Origin of the sequence: Thiomonas bhubaneswarensis (assembly GCF_001418255.1) — a bacterium.
In the GTDB taxonomy this organism is placed as follows: Bacteria; Pseudomonadota; Gammaproteobacteria; order Burkholderiales; family Burkholderiaceae_C; genus Thiomonas; species Thiomonas bhubaneswarensis.
In genome coordinates this window covers 107,743-124,406 of sequence record NZ_LIPV01000006.1, presented here as the reverse complement: position 1 = coordinate 124,406, position 16,664 = coordinate 107,743, and the positions used below count along the sequence as shown (strand labels likewise).

Here is a 16,664-nt window from a genome sequence, read left to right as displayed (position 1 = left end):
CTGCCGCATACCACATGCAACAGAAAAATTGCCCCGTTAAACACCGTCAAATTATAACCGGAAGTATGCTCCAGCGCCCAGTCGGTCCGAGCAAAAACCGCTGTCTATCAGTCGAGGAATGGGGCAAGCCGCTGCAGCACGACCTCGCGACCCAGCAGGGCCAGAACCGCGTCGACAGCTGGCGTCTGCTCACGCCCCGTCAGCATGAGACGCACGGGCATGGCCAGTTGTGGCATCTTCAAGCCATGCTGCTTGAGCACGGCCTTGAACGCGGCGGCAATCGCCTCGCGTGTCCATTCCGGCAGGTCGGCCAGTTGCTGGCGCAGATCGATCAGGGCCGGTTTTGCTTGCGCACTCAGATGCTGTTCGAGCGCAGACGCATCGGGCTGGGTCGGCCGGTAGAACAACAGGGTCTGTTGTGCCAATTCAGGCAACGTCTGGGCGCGGTCATGCAGCAGCGCGCAGACGGCTTGCAGATCGGGGGACTGCGCGGTGATCCCGTCGCGCTCCAGCAGCGGGCGGACGAGCGCGGCCAACTGATCCGGAGGCGTGTGTTTGATGTAGTGCGCGTTGACCCAACGCAGCTTGGCCTCGTCGAACTGCGCGGGCGAACTGCCCAGATGATCGAGGTCGAACCACTCCAGAAACTGCGCCCTGGAGAAAATCTCCGCGTCGCCGTGAGACCAGCCCAGACGCGCCAGATAGTTGACCACGGCATCGGGCAGATAGCCTTCGTCGCGATACTGCAGCACGCTCTTGGCGCCATTGCGCTTGGAGAGCTTTTCACCCTGCTCGTTGAGCACGGTGGGCAGGTGTGCATAACGCGGAGGTTGGGCGCCAAGCGCATGGAAGATGTGCAGTTGCCGCGGGGTGTTGTTGACGTGATCGTCGCCACGAATCACGTCGGTGATGCGCATGTCCATGTCGTCCACCACGACGCAGAAGTTGTAGGTCGGCGTGCCGTCGGGTCGGGCCACCACGAGGTCGTCGAGCTCCTCGTTGCGGATATCCACCCTGCCCTTGACAAAATCGTGCCAGCCCACGACGCCCGTCGTTGGCGTCTTGAAGCGCCATACCGGCTGGACACCCTTGGGAATCGGCGGCAGCACCTTGCCCGGCTCTGGGCGCCAGGTGCCGTCGTAGCGCGGCTTCTGTTTGGCCGCGGTCTGGCGCTCGCGCAGGGCATCGAGCTCGGCGGTGGACATATAGCAGGGATAGACCCAACCCGCCGCGCGAAGCTGATCGAGCACCTCGCGGTAACGCGGCATGCGCTGCATCTGATAGAACGGGCCTTCGTCATAATCGAGGCCAAGCCAGTCCATCGCCTGAAGGATGACCTGCACGGCCTCCTCGGACGAGCGCTCGGTATCGGTGTCCTCGATACGCAGGATGAAATCACCGCCGTGGTGGCGAGCGAACGCCCAGGGATAGAGCGCCGAACGGATGTTGCCGAGGTGGATGAATCCGGTAGGGCTGGGAGCAAATCGGGTGCGGACGCGGTGCGGCTCGGTGGTCATGGTCAGGTTGGCAAAGTCATGTGAGGCCAATAAAGCGATGGGGTACGGTCAAACCAGGGTCTGCAGCCCCCGGCTCAGATCGCGCTGAAGGTCGCTCACATCCTCCAGCCCCACGGCCAGACGAATCAACCCCTGGCCGATGCCCGCAGCCTGGCGCTGCGCTTCGCTGAGGCGCCCATGCGTGGTCGTCGCCGGGTGGGTGATGGTGGTTTTGGTGTCGCCCAGATTGGCGGTGATGGAGCAGATGCGCGTCTGGTCGATGACGTGGAACGCCCGCGCCTTCGCCTGTTGCGCATCGGCGGCCTTGAGCTCGAAAGACAGCACCGCGCCCCCGGTCTTCTGCTGACGCATGGCCAGCGCGTGCTGCGGATGCGACTCCAGGCCGGGATAGAACACCCGGCCGACAGCGGGTTGCGTCTGCAGCCACTGCGCCATCGCAAGGGCCGCCGCGCTGTGCGCCTGCATGCGCACGCCGAGGGTTTCCATGCCCTTGAGCACCACCCAGGCGTTGAACGGCGAGAGCGAAAGCCCTACGGTGCGCTGCACCGGCAGCAGCTTGTCGTGGATCGGCGCGGCCTTGCCGCACACCGCGCCGGCGATCACCCGTCCCTGTCCATCCAGATACTTGGTGCCCGAATGAATCACCCAGTCGGCGCCGAAATCGAGGGGCCGCTGCAAGGCCGGGGAGCAGAAACAGTTGTCCACCACCAGCTCGGCGCCTGCGCCGTGGGCCAGATCGGCCAGCGCGGCAATGTCGCAGACCTCGGTCAGCGGATTGGACGGTGTTTCGGCAAACAGAAGACGGGTGTTGGGACGCAGGGCCGCCGCCCACTGACTCACATCGGTCTGCGAGACGAACGTCGTTTCCACGCCGAATCGCGCGAGTTCGCGGCCGAACAGATTGATCGTGGAGCCGAACACGCCCTGCGAGCAGATCACATGATCGCCAGCCTTGAGCATCGCCATGGCCAGCAGCAGGATGGCCGCCATGCCGCTGCCCGTGGCCATGCAGGCCTCAGCGCCTTCGAGCGCGGCGAGCCGCCGCTCGTAACTCGATACGGTGGGATTGGAAAAACGCGAATAGACGAAGCCTTCCTGCTCGCCAGCAAACCGTGCGGCCGCAGTGGCGGCGTCGGGATGGACGAAGCTGCTGGTCAGAAACAGCGCCTCGCTGTTTTCACCGTAGGGTGTGCGCGGCAAGGCCTCGCGCACCGCGAGGGTGTCGAGCGCCAGCGGAGCGCCGTTTTGATCGTCCACCGTCATGACGGCTGCCCCTGCTCCTCGCTGCCTTGCAGGCTGAGCCTCCCCGTGTTGGGCGCAACGACGGCACCCCGGTTATGGCCCTCCTCGGGCGGCAGGGTGCCCGCGATGTAGTTGCCATCGAAGCACGAGGCCTCGAACTCGGTGATGTCGGGGTTGACCTCGCGGATCACCCGCTTCATCGCGTCGAGATCCTGGTAGATGAGCACATCGGCGCCGATGATCTGCCGGATTTCTTCGACACTGCGGTTGTGCGCCACGAGTTCAGACGCCGTGGGCATGTCGATGCCGTAAATGTTGGGATAGCGCACCGGCGGCGCCGCCGACGCCAGATAGACCTTGCGCGCCCCGGCCTCACGCGCCATCTGCACGATCTCGCGCGAGGTGGTACCGCGCACGATCGAGTCGTCCACCAGCAGCACATTGCGCCCAGCGAACTCCTGGCCGATGGCGTTGAGCTTCTGCCGCACCGACTTCTTGCGCACCGCCTGTCCAGGCATGATGAAGGTTCGCCCCACATAGCGGTTCTTCACAAAACCCTCGCGGTAGGGGCGACCCAGCTTGTGCGCCAGTTGCATGGCCGACGGTCGGCTCGACTCGGGAATGGGTATGACCACGTCGATCTCGCTGGGCGGCAGCACCGAGATGACCCGCTGCGCCAGCGTTTCGCCCATGCGCAGGCGGGCGCGGTAGACCGACACGCCGTCGAGCACGGAGTCGGGGCGGGCAAGATAGACGTACTCGAAGATGCAGGGATTGCGCTGCGCTGCGCTGGCGCATTGCTCGCTGTGCACCCGGCCTTGCAGGTCGACGAAAATCGCCTCGCCCGGCGCGATGTCGCGCTCGAACTTGTAGCCCGTGCCTTCCAGCGCGACCGACTCGCTCGCCACCATCACCTCGCCACCCTCGCCTGCGGTGCCGAAGCACAGCGGACGAATGCCGAACGTATCGCGAAACGCCAGCAGCCCGTGCCCCGCGATCAGCGCCACCACGGCATACGAGCCGCGCAAGCGTTGATGCACCGCGCGCACCGCGGCGAAGATGTCGTCGATCGCCAGCGTCAGGCCGTGGGTGCGGCGCTCGAGCTCATGCGCGAGCACGTTGATCAGCACCTCCGTGTCCGACTCGGTGTTGATATGGCGGTGATCGACATCGAACAGCTCACGCTTGAGCGCCACCGCGTTGATCAGGTTGCCGTTGTGCGCCAGCACCAGACCGAACGGCGCGTTGACGTAGAAGGGCTGCGCCTCCTCCTCGCTTTCGGCATTGCCCGCCGTCGGATAGCGCACCTGCCCAATGCCGTAATCGCCCGGCAGCGCGCGCATATTGCGAGTGCGGAACACATCGCGCACCATGCCCCGCGCCTTGTGCATATAGAGCTTGGAGCCCGAGCCCGTGACGATGCCCGCAGCGTCCTGGCCGCGGTGCTGCAGCAGCAGCAGCGCGTCGTAGAGCAGCTGGTTCACGGGTTGTTGCGAGATGACACCGACGATGCCGCACATGGAGTTGATCTTTCAGGAAACGAGGAGAGAGCCGGCCCGTCAGCCTTGCGGCAAACGGGTCACGAGAGCCATCGGCAGCCAGGGCCGGATCGCCAGCAGCAAAGACTGCGCCGGCGGAATAAGCACGGCGGTTTTCCACATGGTGCTCTGCGCCAGCGCCGTCTGAGCCGCCAGCGCGACGAGCAGCAGGCACAGCGCAACGCCCTTGGCCAGACCGATCAGCGCGCCCATGCTGCGGTCCAGAATGCCAAAACCCGTCGCACGCAACAGCAGACGCAACGCCGACGCGAGGATGCCCGCGCTCAGCACCACCACGACGAAGCACATCGCATAGGCCGCAAGCATTCGCATCTCGGCATTGTCGATGGCCTGCAAATACCTTGCACCCAGGCTGGGCGCGAAATGCGCGGCAAACCAGACGCCGCCGATCCAGCCCAGCAGGGTGACGATTTCATAGACCGCGCCTCGCAGCAGGCTGATCAGCACGCTCAAGCCCACCACGACCAGCAGGAAACCGTCCAGCGGGCTCACAACGTCAACACCGCGCCGCTCAGTCCGAGCGCCTTGAGTTTGTGCAAAGCCCGCTCGGCCTCGTCGCGCGAAGCAAAGGGCCCTACTCGCACCCGCACCCGCTTGCCTTGCGGCGTATCGACCACCTGGGTGTAGGTCTTGAAGCCGGCTTTCTCGATCTTGGCCCGGACCGACTGGGCGGCATGCGCATCGGCGAACGCCCCGGCCTGCACCACGAACCGCGCCTTGGATGGGGCTGCGTCTTCCGGCGCCGAAGTCTTCTTGCTCGCAAGCGCCGCTTCAGCCTGCGCCGTGGAAATCTGGTCGGGTGACTTGCCCTCCAGCGCAGCGAGCGCCTGGCGTGCGCTGGCCAGTTGACGAGCCTGATCAGGCGATGGACTCGTCGGCTTGGTCACAGGCTGGGCGGGCGCGACAGCCTCAGGCTTAGGCGGCGGCGCCGCAGGTTTAGGCACAACCGGCTCGACTGCGGCGGGCTTGGGCGCGGCTGCCGGAGCGGGCGTCGTCGAGGGCGCAGCCGTCTGCGCAGGCGTGGAAGCCGCGCTTGCGGTGTGCGCCGCGGCTGAGTGCTCCCCCGCTGGCACCGCGACGCTGGACGCCGCAGGCAGCACGGGCGCCGAAGCGGGTACCGCCAGGCCGGGCGCCTTGGTCTGCGAGGGAATGTCGAGCGCGATGTTCGACGGCACCGGTTTGGGCTTGGAGTCGAACACCAGCGGAAACACGATCACCCCCAGCAGAACCAGCGCCACGGCGCCGATGAGCCTCCTGCGCGCGCGCGTGCGCAGGGTGTCCTGGCTTTGCGAGTCTGAGTTATCGCCCCGGGAGGTGCGACGGGCGGAATTGCGGGGAGCGCCGAGAGTCATTGCGGGGAGGATTCGAGATGCTTGCCGTGAAGTCGGGGCAGCCCCTTCTGCATCACACCACCGACGGTGTAGAAGGAACCGAAAACCACGATTCTATCGGCCAGCTCCGCCTCGGCAGCCGCTGCCTCCAGTGCCTGAATCGGGTCGGCGTGCAACACGATGCGAGCCTGCGGCTTGAGGGCGATCAGGCTCTCGGCGATCTGTTGCGCTGTGGCGGCACGCGGCGTGGGCAGGTCGCAGAGATGCCAGACGTCGATCAGCGGCAGCATGCGCCTCAGCATGCCCGCAATATCCTTGTCGGCCATGGCGCCGAACACGGCATGGGTGACGGGGAAGTAGCCCATGCTGTCGAGGTTTTCCGCCAGCACCGCGATGGCGTGCGGATTGTGACCGACATCGAGCACCAGCGTGGGCTGGCCTGCGAGCACCTGAAACCGTCCGGGCAGCTCCGCCCGGGCAAAACCCTCGCGCACCGCCTGCGCGGCCACGGGCAGCGAGGCCTGCATCGCCTCCAGCGCCGCAAGCACGCCGCTGGCGTTGAGCAACTGATTGGCACCACGCAGCGCCGGAAACGCCAGGCTGTGCCGACGCTGCGCGCGTCCCTGCCAGCTCCATTGCTGCGGCAGGTGGGTGTAGTGGAAATCGCGTCCTGCCAGCCAGAGGTCGGCGCCGATGGCTTTGGCGTGGGCCAGCACCGAGGCCGGCGCCTGCGGATCGCTGACGATGGCCGGTTTGCCGGAGCGCATGATGCCGGCCTTCTCCCGTCCGATCGCCTCCCGGTCGGGCCCGAGGTATTCCATATGATCGAGATCGATGCTGGTGAGTATGGCGCAATCGGTGTCGATGACGTTCACCGCATCGAGGCGACCGCCCAGACCGACTTCGAGGATGACCGCATCGAGACGCTCGCAAGGAAACGCCAGGCCGTCCCAAGTTTCCTTGACCCCCTCGGGGGGCGGGCTGGGCGCAGCCCTGCCCTCGGGGCGCTCACTCGCCAGCAGCGACAGAATCGCCAGGGTGGTGAACTCGAAATAGCTCAGGCTCACCGCCGTTGCGCCCGGGCCAGCCGTCAGGCGAGCGCGCTCGACCGCGGCGAAATGCGGCAACAGATCCTGAGCCTGCACCGCCTGGCCGTCGATGCGGCAGCGTTCCTCGAAATGCACCAGATGCGGCGAGGTATAGACCCCGACGCGATAGCCTGCGGCCAGCAGGATGGCCTCGAGCATCGCGCAGGTCGAGCCCTTGCCGTTGGTCCCCGCCACGGTGATGACCGGGCAGACGAACTGAAGCTGCATGATCTCGCGCACCCGCTGCACCCGCTCCAGCCCCATGTCGATGGCGCGAGCGTGGATCGACTCGGCATGGGACAGCCAGCCGTCCAGAGTGTGGGGTGTGGGGGCCATACGGAACAACCGCCGCGCGCAACAACGCGCGGCGGGAAGTCTTGAGAATCAGGAAGCGATCGAATCGGCAGGTTGCCGCAGCAGCATGGCCAGCATCTGCGCCAGTTCCCGGCGCAGTTCGCGGCGATCAACGATGCGATCGACCGCGCCTTTTTGCAGCAGGAATTCAGCGCGCTGGAAGCCCTCGGGGAGTTTTTCGCGCACGGTGTTCTCGATCACCCGCGGGCCGGCGAAACCGATCAGAGCCTTGGGCTCGGCCAGAACCACGTCACCAATGAAGGCAAAGCTGGCCGAGACGCCGCCCATGGTCGGGTCGGTCAGCACGCTGATGAACGGCAACCCTGCCGCGCTGAGCTGAGTCAGTGCGGCGTTGGTCTTGGCCATCTGCATCAGGCTGAGCAGCCCCTCCTGCATGCGCGCACCGCCCGTGGCGGTAAAGCAGATGAACGGCACCTTCTGCTCGATGGCCGCCTGCACCCCGCGCACAAAACGCTCGCCGACGACCGAGCCCATGGAGCCGCCCATGAACTCGAACTCGAAGCAGGCCACCACCACGGGCAGCGTTTGAATGGCGCCGCCCATGACGACCAGGGCATCAGTCTCCTGGGTGTTTTCCAGCGCTTCCTTGAGACGGTCGGGATATTTGCGGCTGTCCTTGAATTTGAGCGGGTCGATCGGCAGGACTTCCTGGCCGATCTCATACCGGCCTTCGGGGTCGAGCAGGGCGTCGAGCCGGGCGCGCGCGCCGATGCGCATGTGGTGACTGCACTTCGGGCAGACATTCTGGTTGAGCTCCAGATCCGACTTGTACAGCACGGTTTCGCAAGACGGACACTTGACCCATAGACCTTCGGGCACCTGGCGCCGGTCTTGCGGGCTGGTCTGTTGAATCTTCGGAGGAAGGAGTTTCTCAAGCCAACTCATGTGCGTCTCTCCTCAGGCGTCGAGGGCCTGGCGAATGTCTTGAATGAAGCCGCGCGCAACGACCGCCGCCTGCTCGGCGGGCTGCGCCTCCATCAGTTCGATCAGACGTGAACCGATGACCACGGCATCGGCCAACTGGCCGATCGCTCGCGCGGTCTGCGCGTCGCGGATGCCGAATCCTACTCCCACGGGCACGCTCACCTGGGCGCGGATGCGGGGCAGCATGGCGGCCACGGCGGAGGTGTCGAGATGGCCCGCGCCCGTCACACCCTTGAGCGAGACGTAGTACACATACCCGCTGGCGATGCGGCCGACATCGGCCATGCGGGCGTCAGTGCTGGTGGGTGCGAGCAGAAAGATCGGGGCGATGTCGACCGCCTTGAGCGCCGCGGCAAAGGCCTCGCTTTCCTGCGGCGGATAGTCGACGATGAGCACACCGTCGACACCGGCCGCCTTGGCAGCGGCCACGAAGGCCTCGACGCCGAAGCGCTCCACCGGATTGGCATAGCCCATCAGCACGACGGGGGTGACATCATCGGTCTGGCGAAATTCGCGCACGAAGTCGAGCGCTTGGGGCAGGCCGATGCCACGGGCAATGGCGCGCTCGGTGGCACGCTGGATCACCGGCCCGTCGGCCATGGGGTCGGAAAACGGCACGCCGAGTTCGATCACGTCGGCGCCGCCCTGCACCAAAGCGTGCATGATCTCCACCGTCGCCGACGGGGCGGGATCGCCCGCGGCGATGTAGGGTATGAGCGCCTTGCGGCCCTGGGCGCGAAGCTGGGCAAAGCGTTGGTCGATGCGATTCATCGTGCGCTCCGGTTGGCGGCGAAAAGAGTGTCGAAGTTCACGCCCTCGCGCTCGGCCACGGTGTTGATGTCCTTGTCCCCGCGCCCCGACAGGTTGACCAGGATGATCTGGTCGCGGCGCATTTGCGGCGCCAGCTTGATGGCATGCGCCAGGGCGTGGCTGGATTCCAGCGCCGGGATGATGCCCTCGACGCGGCACAGCTCGTGGAAAGCGGCCAGCGCCTCGTCGTCAGTGATGCCCACATATTCGGCGCGCCCGAGGTCATGGAGCCAGGCATGCTCGGGGCCGACGCCGGGATAGTCGAGCCCGGCAGAGACCGAATGCGTCTCGATGATCTGGCCGTTGACGTCCTGCAGCAGATAGGTGCGGTTGCCATGCAGCACGCCGGGGCTGCCCGCGGAAATCGATGCGGCGTGCTTGCCCGTGTCGAGGCCGTGACCGGCGGCCTCCACACCGATCAGACGCACGTTTTCATGCGGAATGTAGGGGTAGAAAATTCCCATCGCATTGCTGCCTCCGCCCACGGCGGCGATCACCGCGTCGGGCTGGCGGCCGGTCATCTCGGGCATCTGCTGCAGACATTCGTCGCCGATGACCCGCTGGAAGTCGCGCACCATCTGCGGGTAAGGATGCGGCCCGGCCACGGTGCCGATGATGTAGAAGGTGTTTTCCACATTCGTCACCCAGTCGCGCAGCGCTTCGTTGAGCGCATCCTTGAGCGTTTTGCTGCCCGACTCGACGGGCACCACGCGCGCGCCCAGCAGATTCATGCGGTAGACATTGGGCGACTGGCGCTTGACGTCCTCGCTGCCCATGTAGACCACGCATTCCATGCCGTAGCGCGCGGCAATGGTGGCGGTGGCCACACCGTGCTGACCCGCGCCGGTTTCGGCGATCACGCGGGGCTTGCCCATGCGCCGCGCCAGCATGGCCTGGCCGATGGTGTTGTTGATCTTGTGCGCGCCGGTGTGGTTGAGGTCTTCGCGCTTCAGATAGATGCGCGCACCGCCGAGCTTGTCGCTCAGACGGGCGGCGTGGTAGATGGGCGAGGGGCGACCGACGAAGTGCTTGAGTTCGTAGCGGAATTCGGCGAGGAATTCCGGGTCGTTCTTGTAATGGTCGTAAGCGGCCCGGAGCTCTTCCAGGGCATGGCTTAAGGTTTCGGCGATGAAGCTGCCGCCGTAGGGACCGAAATGGCCCTGGGCATCGGGGTAGGCGTATTCGAACATGATGGGGTCTCGTCTGGCACCAGACGGGCGCTGCGCACCGGCTGGGATCTACTGGTCTGCAGCGCGAACCGCGGCGATGAATTCGGCGATGCGCTGCGCGCTTTTGATGCCCTTGGACGCCTCGACGCCGGAACTGACGTCAACGGCCCAAGGACGCAGTTGCCGGATGGCATGCGTCACATTTGCAGCATGCAACCCACCAGACAAAACGAGGGGATGCGCGACGTTTGCAGGAATGCGTGACCAATCGAAGACCTCTCCCCCACCCCCGTATCCGGGCTGATCGGCGTCCATAACGAGGGCCTGGGATGTGGAAAAACGAGAGGCGAAGTCTAACAAATCCAGCCCCTCGCGCATGCGCGCAGCGCGAATGTAGGGATGGCCATAGCGGGTACAGTCTTCGGGCGTTTCATCGCCGTGGAACTGCAGCAGCGCGGGCCGCACCTGATCGATCACTTGTTCGACAAAGTCCGGTGCGGCATTCACGAACAGCGTGACGACCGACACGAAGGGAGGCACGGTAAGCGCGATCTCCCGCGCCTGCGCCACGCTGACATGACGCGCGCTGGGCGGATAGAACACCAGGCCGATGGCATCGGCGCCAAAGCGCGCAGCGTCCTGGGCGTCCTGAACCCGAGTGATGCCGCAGATCTTGATGCGAGTCCGCGCATGCGCGGGTGACGAAGAAGGCGTGTCGGACATGGGCGATCAGAAGAGCAGACCAATGTGGTCAGGCGGCGATGGAAGGCCAAATTCTGCCGGGTAATCCGGCCCGAGGAAATAGAGGCCATCGGGCATGAAGGTCGGCGCGGCCAGCCGCCGGTCGCGGCTGGCGAGCACATCGGCAAGCCAGCTCAGCGACTTGGAGCCATTGCCCACGGCCAGCAGGCTGCCCACGATGTTGCGCACCATGTGGTGCAAAAAGGCGTTGGCGCGCAGATCGAACACCACATAGTCGCCATGACGCTCGATGTCGATCGCATGCAGGGTCTTGACTGGGCTGCGCGCCTGACATTCGCTGGAACGGAAAGCGCTGAAATCATGTTCGCCCAGCAGCGTCTGTGCGGCGGCTCGCAGGCGGTCGAGATCCAGCGGCCGGTGCGTCCAGCCGACGCGCCCTTCATCGAGCGCAGGGCGCACGGGGTGGTGGCGCAAGACGTAGCGGTAACGCCGCTGAAAAGCGCTGCGACGCGCATCGAAGGCCGGTGAAAGACCCGTTCTGGCCCATTGCACGGCCATGTCCCTGGGCAGGAAGGCGTTGACACCGCGCACCCACGATTGCGCCTCGCGTTGCAGGGGCGAGTCGAAATGCACCACCTGCCCGAGCGCATGCACCCGTGCATCGGTGCGTCCGGCGCAGGCCGTGCGCGGCGGCGCGCTGCCGAGAAACTGGCCGAGCGCTCGCTCGAGGTGATCCTGCACGCCGCAACCGCCGGGCTGGCTCTGCCAGCCGCAATACGACGTCCCGCTGTAGCTCAGGCCCAGCGCCACGCGGCTCTGGGTCTGAGACCTCGCAACTTCAGCGGCCAATCTTGTCCAGCATGTCCTGCGCGCGCTGCTTGAGTTGCGGGTCACCTTCGGCGATGACTTCGCTCAAGAGATTGCGCGCCGACTCGGTATCCCCGATGGCCATGCTCTCGGCCGCCAGTTCCAGGCGCAGGTCAAGCGAGGGCCTGGACTCGCTGAATTGCGGCTCCAGCTTGGGCGGTTCGGTTTGTGGCTCGGCGTAGGCCTTGGCCTCGTTGTCCTGCAGGGAAATGCTGCTGAGGTCGAAATCGAGGCCGCCGTCGTGACCGGAAGACGGCGTCGGCTTGGCCTCTTCTGCCGCCGCCAGGGTCGAAGCGGGCGCACCAAAGTCGGACGGCACATTGAAATCGAGACCGCCCGACATCAGAAAGTCGGCGTCCGCCGACTTGGTCGGCTCGGCGGATTTGGACGTAACCGAAGTGGGTGCAGCGGGAATCTCGATCTCGGGCAGAGGGGCCGTGGCCTGCGGCGCCGGTGCGCTTGCCGGTGCACCAGCCGGTGCGGGCTCGCCCATGGGCAGACTCAGATCGAGATCCAGATGCTCGGGCAGGGCAGTCTTGGACGCGGACGTTTCCACGGCGGACAGCATCTCGGTGCTGGGCAGGGTCTGCGGCGTCAATGCCGCCAGCGCCGTCGGCGTAGCCACGGGAAATTCGGTCTGCGGCATGGTCGAGGGCTGGCCCAGCGTGCTCGGCAGCACCGTGTTGTGATAGAGCGGGTTGACGGGGTCGAGGCTGCGGCCCAGATCCTGCGCGCGCTTCCAGTCTTCGCCCACACCCTGGGTCAGCGCGAACAACTCGGCGGCGCCGACCTCGAAGGAACGCGAATCCTTGCGCTTGGCGTAGATCTCGAGCAATTTGAGACGCGCGGCCAGACGATCCGGGTTGGCCTTGACGGCTTCCTTGAGAATCTCCTCGGCCTGCAAATCGCGGCCGTAGGCCAGATACACGTCGGCCTCGGCCACCGGATCGACATCGTTGGTGTCGAGCTGGCTGGAAGAGAAGGTGGAACTCATGTTGCCGTTGCGGGTATCTACCCGTTCGCCACCGGTGCCGCCGAAGAAGCTGTCGGCCACGCTCATGCGGCTGTCGAACACCGAAACGTCACGCTGGGACTTCGCAGCCTTCTTGCGCTGCGCCAGCCAGGCCAGCAGCAACAACAGCACCACCAGCCCACCCCCGGCAGGCAGGAGCAGAGGGTTGGCCAGGAGACTGCTGAGGAAGCCCTCTTGCTCCGGCGGGGCCGTGGGCTTGCTGACCTTGGGCGCTGCGAGCTTCATCACTGGAGCGGGTGCGGATGCCGTTGTGGCAGCCGATGCGGCGTGGGGCTCGGAAGCGGTGTGGGGCGTCGAACCTGCCGGTTTGGCGGCCGAAGCGGTCGCCGCAGCCGCGCTCGGGGCCACCGCTGGTTTCGGCGTTGAAGCGGGCAGAGGACTCTTGACCGGCACGGTCACGGCCTCGGCGGCCTTGCTGGCGACGGTAGCTGCGGGGGTCGCAGGTGCTGCAGCCTGGGGCTTGGCTGCGGCGACCGTTTGCGCCTGCTGGGACAAGGCCTTGAGCTCGTCGACATTCTTTTGCAGCTGCTTGATCTTCTGTTCGTCCAGCGCGGCCTGCTTGGCGTCGGCGATCTGCTGCGCCTTGTCGGTTGTTTTCTGTCCGGCAACTTCGGCCTTGCTCAGCTTGAGCTTGCTCTCGGGTTGCGCGCCGGCCGATGCAGGCTCTTGAACCTGTGCCTGCACCTTGCCCGTGGCCTCTCGCTGCGATTGGGCGGTCTGGGGCTTGGCCTGGCCGCTCATCTCGGCCAGGCGGCGACGGTAGGCGTTGAAACTCTGGCTCTGCGCCAGAACGAAGCGACGCGCTTCGGGCTGGGCGATGCTCTGGGCCTGCTCGGCCGTGGGCATTTGCAGCACCGCGCCCGACTTCAGCAGATTGATGTTGCCATCGATGAAGGCCGATTGATTGGCCCGATAGATCGCCGTGAGCATCTGATCGAGCGAGACGGTCTGCACGCCAGAAGCGTTGGCAATCTTGCTCAGCGTGTCGCCGCGCTTGACCACATACTCACCCGAGGTCGCCGCAGGCCTGGCTTCGGGCTTCTTCGTCGCAGCCTGCGCGGGCGTCTTTTGCGACGGCGTGGGCGCGGCTTGCAAGGCGGGCGCCGTCATGGCGGGCGGGGTGGCCGCCGCCGACGGCGCAGGCATGGCCGACGCCGGGGTTGCGGTCTGGACCGGCACCTGGGCCGGGCTGGGCGCTGCCCGGAAATTGGGTGGATCGAGCAGCAGGGTGTAATCGCGGCTCAACTGGCCGTTGGCCCACTGGGCGCGAATCAGCAGGTCGAGAAAAGGCTCGTTGATCGGACTGCTGGAGGTCAGTCGCAGATAGGCGCGCCCATCGGGACTGCGCTCGAGCTTGACCTGCACGCCGGCCACTGCGGCGCTGTAGTGGAGCTTCGCGGCCTGAAAGGCATCGGGCGACGCGACGCCGACTTTCAGCGAGGACGCTTCATCCGCGCTGATCTGGGTGATGTCGATTTCCGCGCGCAGGGGTTGGCCCAAGGCCGATTGCACCTTGATCCCCCCAAGGCCGAAAGCGTAAGCCTGGCCGGCAGTGGCGCCCAAGGCGATGGCCAGGGCCAGACGTCGAGTGTTCTGTCGCAGCATGTGGGCTGCCCCCCAATTTTTGATGATGTCGGATGCGCCATTCTCCTGCGCTTGCAGAGATGAATCGCGTCAAATTTCACCATATCATCAACAAATTAGGCTGACAAGTTGAGGCGCGCAGACATGCCGTCGCAAGCCTCGTAACTGTGGCATTCCGGCGATTTCCGCGGCGCCGGAAGGCCCGGGCTCAACGACGCTCGAGCAAGATGCGCAACATGCGGCGCAGCGGCTCGGCCGCACCCCAGAGCAGTTGATCGCCCACGGTGAACGCGCCCAGATACTCCGGCCCCATGCCCATTTTGCGCAGCCGCCCCACCGGAATCTGCAGGGTGCCGGTTACGGCCACGGGGGTGAGTTGCTGCATCGTCGCCTCGCGCTCGTTCGGCACCACCCGCACCCAGGCGTTGTCGGCGGCGATCATGTCTTCGACCTCGTCGAGCGGCACGTCTTTCTTCAGCTTGAAGGTCAGCGCCTGACTGTGGCAGCGCATGGCGCCGATGCGCACGCAGAAGCCGTCCACCGGCACAGCGGGCGAGCCGAAGCCCGCGCCCTGGCCGAGAATCTTGTTGGTTTCCGCCCCGCCCTTCCACTCCTCGCGCGAGACGCCGTTGCCCAGGTCCTTGTCGATCCAGGGAATCAGGCTGCCGGCCAGCGGCACGCCGAAGTGCTGGGTCTGCGCGGCATCGAGCTCCTTTTGCGTGGTCAGCACGTCGCGGTCGATCGCCAGGATGGCGGATGCCGGATCGTCGAGCAGCGGCTTGACGGCGGCGTTGAGGGTGCCGAACTGGGTGAGCAATTCGCGCATGTGCTGAGCGCCGCCACCCGATGCGGCCTGGTAGGTCATGCTGGTCATCCACTCCACCAGGCCTGCCTTGAAGAGCGCGCCCACGCCCATGAGCATGCAGCTCACCGTGCAGTTGCCGCCGATCCAGTTGGTGCCGCCTTTGTCCAGAGCGGCGTCGATCACGGGACGGTTGACCGGATCGAGGATGATGACGCAGTCGTCGCGCATGCGCAGGGTGGAGGCGGCATCGATCCAGTGACCCTTCCAGCCGGAGGCGCGCAGCTTGTCGAAGACCGCCGTGGTGTAGTCGCCCCCCTGCGCGGTGATGATGATGTCGCAGCGGCGAAGCTGTTCCAGATCGTGCGCGTCGCGCAGCACGGTTTCGCTTTTGGCCTCAGCCGGGGCCTTGCCGCCGGCGTTGCTGGTGCTGAAAAAAACCGGCTCGATCAGGTCGAAATCGCCCTCTTCGCGCATGCGTTGCATGAGCACCGAGCCCACCATGCCGCGCCAGCCCACCAAACCCACCAAAGTCGTTGCCATCATCCGTTCCGTTGATCGTTGTCTTTTAAATATGCCTTCAGCCTAGCGCGGCCACCACCGCATCGCCCATCTGCGCCGTGCTGACCTTCTGCGTGCCGGGGGCATGGATGTCGGGCGTGCGCAAGCCCTGCGCCAGCGCCTTCTGCACGGCGGCCTCGATGCGGTCGGCCTGTTCGGGCAGGCCGAGCGAATGCCGCAACATCATGGCCGCGCTGAGAATCGTCGCTAGCGGATTGGCGATGCCCTGCCCGGCGATGTCGGGCGCGCTGCCGTGGCTGGGCTCGTACAGCCCCTGCCCTTTTTCGTTCAGAGAGGCCGAAGGCAGCATGCCGATGGAGCCGGTGAGCATCGACGCCTCGTCGCTGAGGATGTCGCCGAACATATTGCCGGTGACGATGACGTCGAATTTCTTCGGCGCCTTGACGAGCTGCATCGCGGCGTTGTCCACATACATGTGGTCGAGCTGCACATCAGGGTATTGCTGGCCCACTTCGGTGACGACGTCTTTCCAGAACTGGAAGGTCTCCAGCACATTGGCCTTGTCCACGCTGGTCAGGCGCTTGTTGCGGCCCTGCGCCGCCTTGAAGGCGACATGGGCGATGCGCTCGATCTCCGGGCGGCTGTAGCGCATGGTGTCGAAGGCCTCGGGCTGGCCGGCGAAGGCGCCGTCAGGCGCGGTGCGTCGGCCGCGGGGCTGGCCGAAGTAGATGTCGCCGGTCAGTTCGCGCACGATGAGAATGTCCAGGCCGGACACCACTTCGGGCTTCAGGCTGGAAGCATCGGCCAGTTCGGCGTAGAGGATGGCCGGGCGCAGATTGGCGAACAGCCCCAGGTTCTTGCGCAGGCCCAGAATGGCCTGCTCGGGGCGAAGGTGCCGTTCGAGCGTGTCGTACTTCCAGTCGCCCACGGCGCCGAACAGCACGGCGTCGGCCGCCTTGGCCAGGTTGAGCGTGGCCTCGGGCAGCGGGTGGCCGCTGGCGGCATAGGCCGCGCCGCCTACCGGAGCGGTTTCGAAGGTGAAGTCGAACCCGTCCTGCGCAATGCGCTGGAGCACCTTGACGGCTTCGGCAATGATTTCGGGCCCGATTCCGTCTCCGGGCAATACGGCAATGTTCATG

The 16,664-nt window shown here is 65.7% G+C and carries 14 protein-coding genes; all 14 read right to left on the bottom strand.

The window, feature by feature from the left end:
* Positions 1 to 107: 107 nt before the first annotated feature.
* Positions 108 to 1,517: a glutamate--tRNA ligase gene (gene gltX, locus ASC45_RS09485; RefSeq protein ID WP_055450910.1), complete on the bottom strand. Its 1,410-nt coding sequence runs from the start codon at positions 1,515 to 1,517 to the stop codon at positions 108 to 110.
* Positions 1,518 to 1,565: 48 nt separating this feature from the next.
* Entirely contained in the window at positions 1,566 to 2,780 is a 1,215-nt protein-coding gene (locus tag ASC45_RS09480; protein WP_055450794.1) for an O-succinylhomoserine sulfhydrylase, read from the bottom strand.
* Positions 2,777 to 4,279, bottom strand: a complete 1,503-nt coding sequence (gene purF, locus ASC45_RS09475) for an amidophosphoribosyltransferase (RefSeq protein WP_055450793.1) — start codon at positions 4,277 to 4,279, stop codon at positions 2,777 to 2,779. Before purF ends, ASC45_RS09480 begins: the two co-directional genes overlap by 4 nt.
* 39 nt (positions 4,280 to 4,318) lie before the next feature.
* Positions 4,319 to 4,810 carry a CvpA family protein gene (locus ASC45_RS09470; RefSeq protein ID WP_055450792.1) on the bottom strand — a complete coding sequence of 164 codons (492 nt, stop codon included), beginning with the start codon at positions 4,808 to 4,810 and terminating at the stop codon, positions 4,319 to 4,321.
* Positions 4,807 to 5,670: an SPOR domain-containing protein gene (locus ASC45_RS09465; RefSeq protein ID WP_055450791.1), complete on the bottom strand. Its 864-nt coding sequence runs from the start codon at positions 5,668 to 5,670 to the stop codon at positions 4,807 to 4,809. Before ASC45_RS09465 ends, ASC45_RS09470 begins: the two co-directional genes overlap by 4 nt.
* Positions 5,667 to 7,073: a bifunctional folylpolyglutamate synthase/dihydrofolate synthase gene (locus tag ASC45_RS09460; protein ID WP_055450790.1), complete on the bottom strand. Its 1,407-nt coding sequence runs from the start codon at positions 7,071 to 7,073 to the stop codon at positions 5,667 to 5,669. The genes ASC45_RS09465 and ASC45_RS09460 overlap by 4 nt, the downstream gene beginning before the upstream one ends.
* Before the next feature lie 48 nt (positions 7,074 to 7,121).
* Positions 7,122 to 7,997 carry an acetyl-CoA carboxylase, carboxyltransferase subunit beta gene (accD, locus tag ASC45_RS09455; protein WP_055450789.1) on the bottom strand — a complete coding sequence of 292 codons (876 nt, stop codon included), beginning with the start codon at positions 7,995 to 7,997 and terminating at the stop codon, positions 7,122 to 7,124.
* 12 nt (positions 7,998 to 8,009) lie between these two features.
* A complete protein-coding gene (gene trpA / locus ASC45_RS09450) occupies positions 8,010 to 8,807 on the bottom strand; it encodes a tryptophan synthase subunit alpha (protein ID WP_055450788.1) in 798 nt (265 codons plus the stop codon).
* Positions 8,804 to 10,036, bottom strand: a complete 1,233-nt coding sequence (gene trpB, locus ASC45_RS09445) for a tryptophan synthase subunit beta (RefSeq protein ID WP_055450787.1) — start codon at positions 10,034 to 10,036, stop codon at positions 8,804 to 8,806. Before trpB ends, trpA begins: the two co-directional genes overlap by 4 nt.
* Before the next feature lie 48 nt (positions 10,037 to 10,084).
* Positions 10,085 to 10,738, bottom strand: coding sequence for a phosphoribosylanthranilate isomerase (locus ASC45_RS09440; protein WP_055450786.1), 654 nt, complete (start codon positions 10,736 to 10,738; stop codon positions 10,085 to 10,087).
* Between the two features lie 6 nt (positions 10,739 to 10,744).
* Positions 10,745 to 11,521, bottom strand: coding sequence for a tRNA pseudouridine(38-40) synthase TruA (gene truA, locus ASC45_RS09435; protein ID WP_055450909.1), 777 nt, complete (start codon positions 11,519 to 11,521; stop codon positions 10,745 to 10,747).
* Between the two features lie 34 nt (positions 11,522 to 11,555).
* Entirely contained in the window at positions 11,556 to 14,222 is a 2,667-nt protein-coding gene (locus ASC45_RS09430; RefSeq protein ID WP_072243029.1) for a motility hub landmark protein FimV, read from the bottom strand.
* Between the two features lie 187 nt (positions 14,223 to 14,409).
* Complete coding sequence (gene asd, locus ASC45_RS09425) at positions 14,410 to 15,546, bottom strand: aspartate-semialdehyde dehydrogenase (RefSeq protein ID WP_055450908.1); 1,137 nt, start codon at positions 15,544 to 15,546, stop codon at positions 14,410 to 14,412.
* A 37-nt stretch (positions 15,547 to 15,583) separates the two neighbouring features.
* On the bottom strand, positions 15,584 to 16,663 hold the full coding sequence (gene leuB, locus ASC45_RS09420) for a 3-isopropylmalate dehydrogenase (protein WP_055450784.1): 1,080 nt from the start codon (positions 16,661 to 16,663) through the stop codon (positions 15,584 to 15,586).
* Position 16,664: the final 1 nt, after the last annotated feature.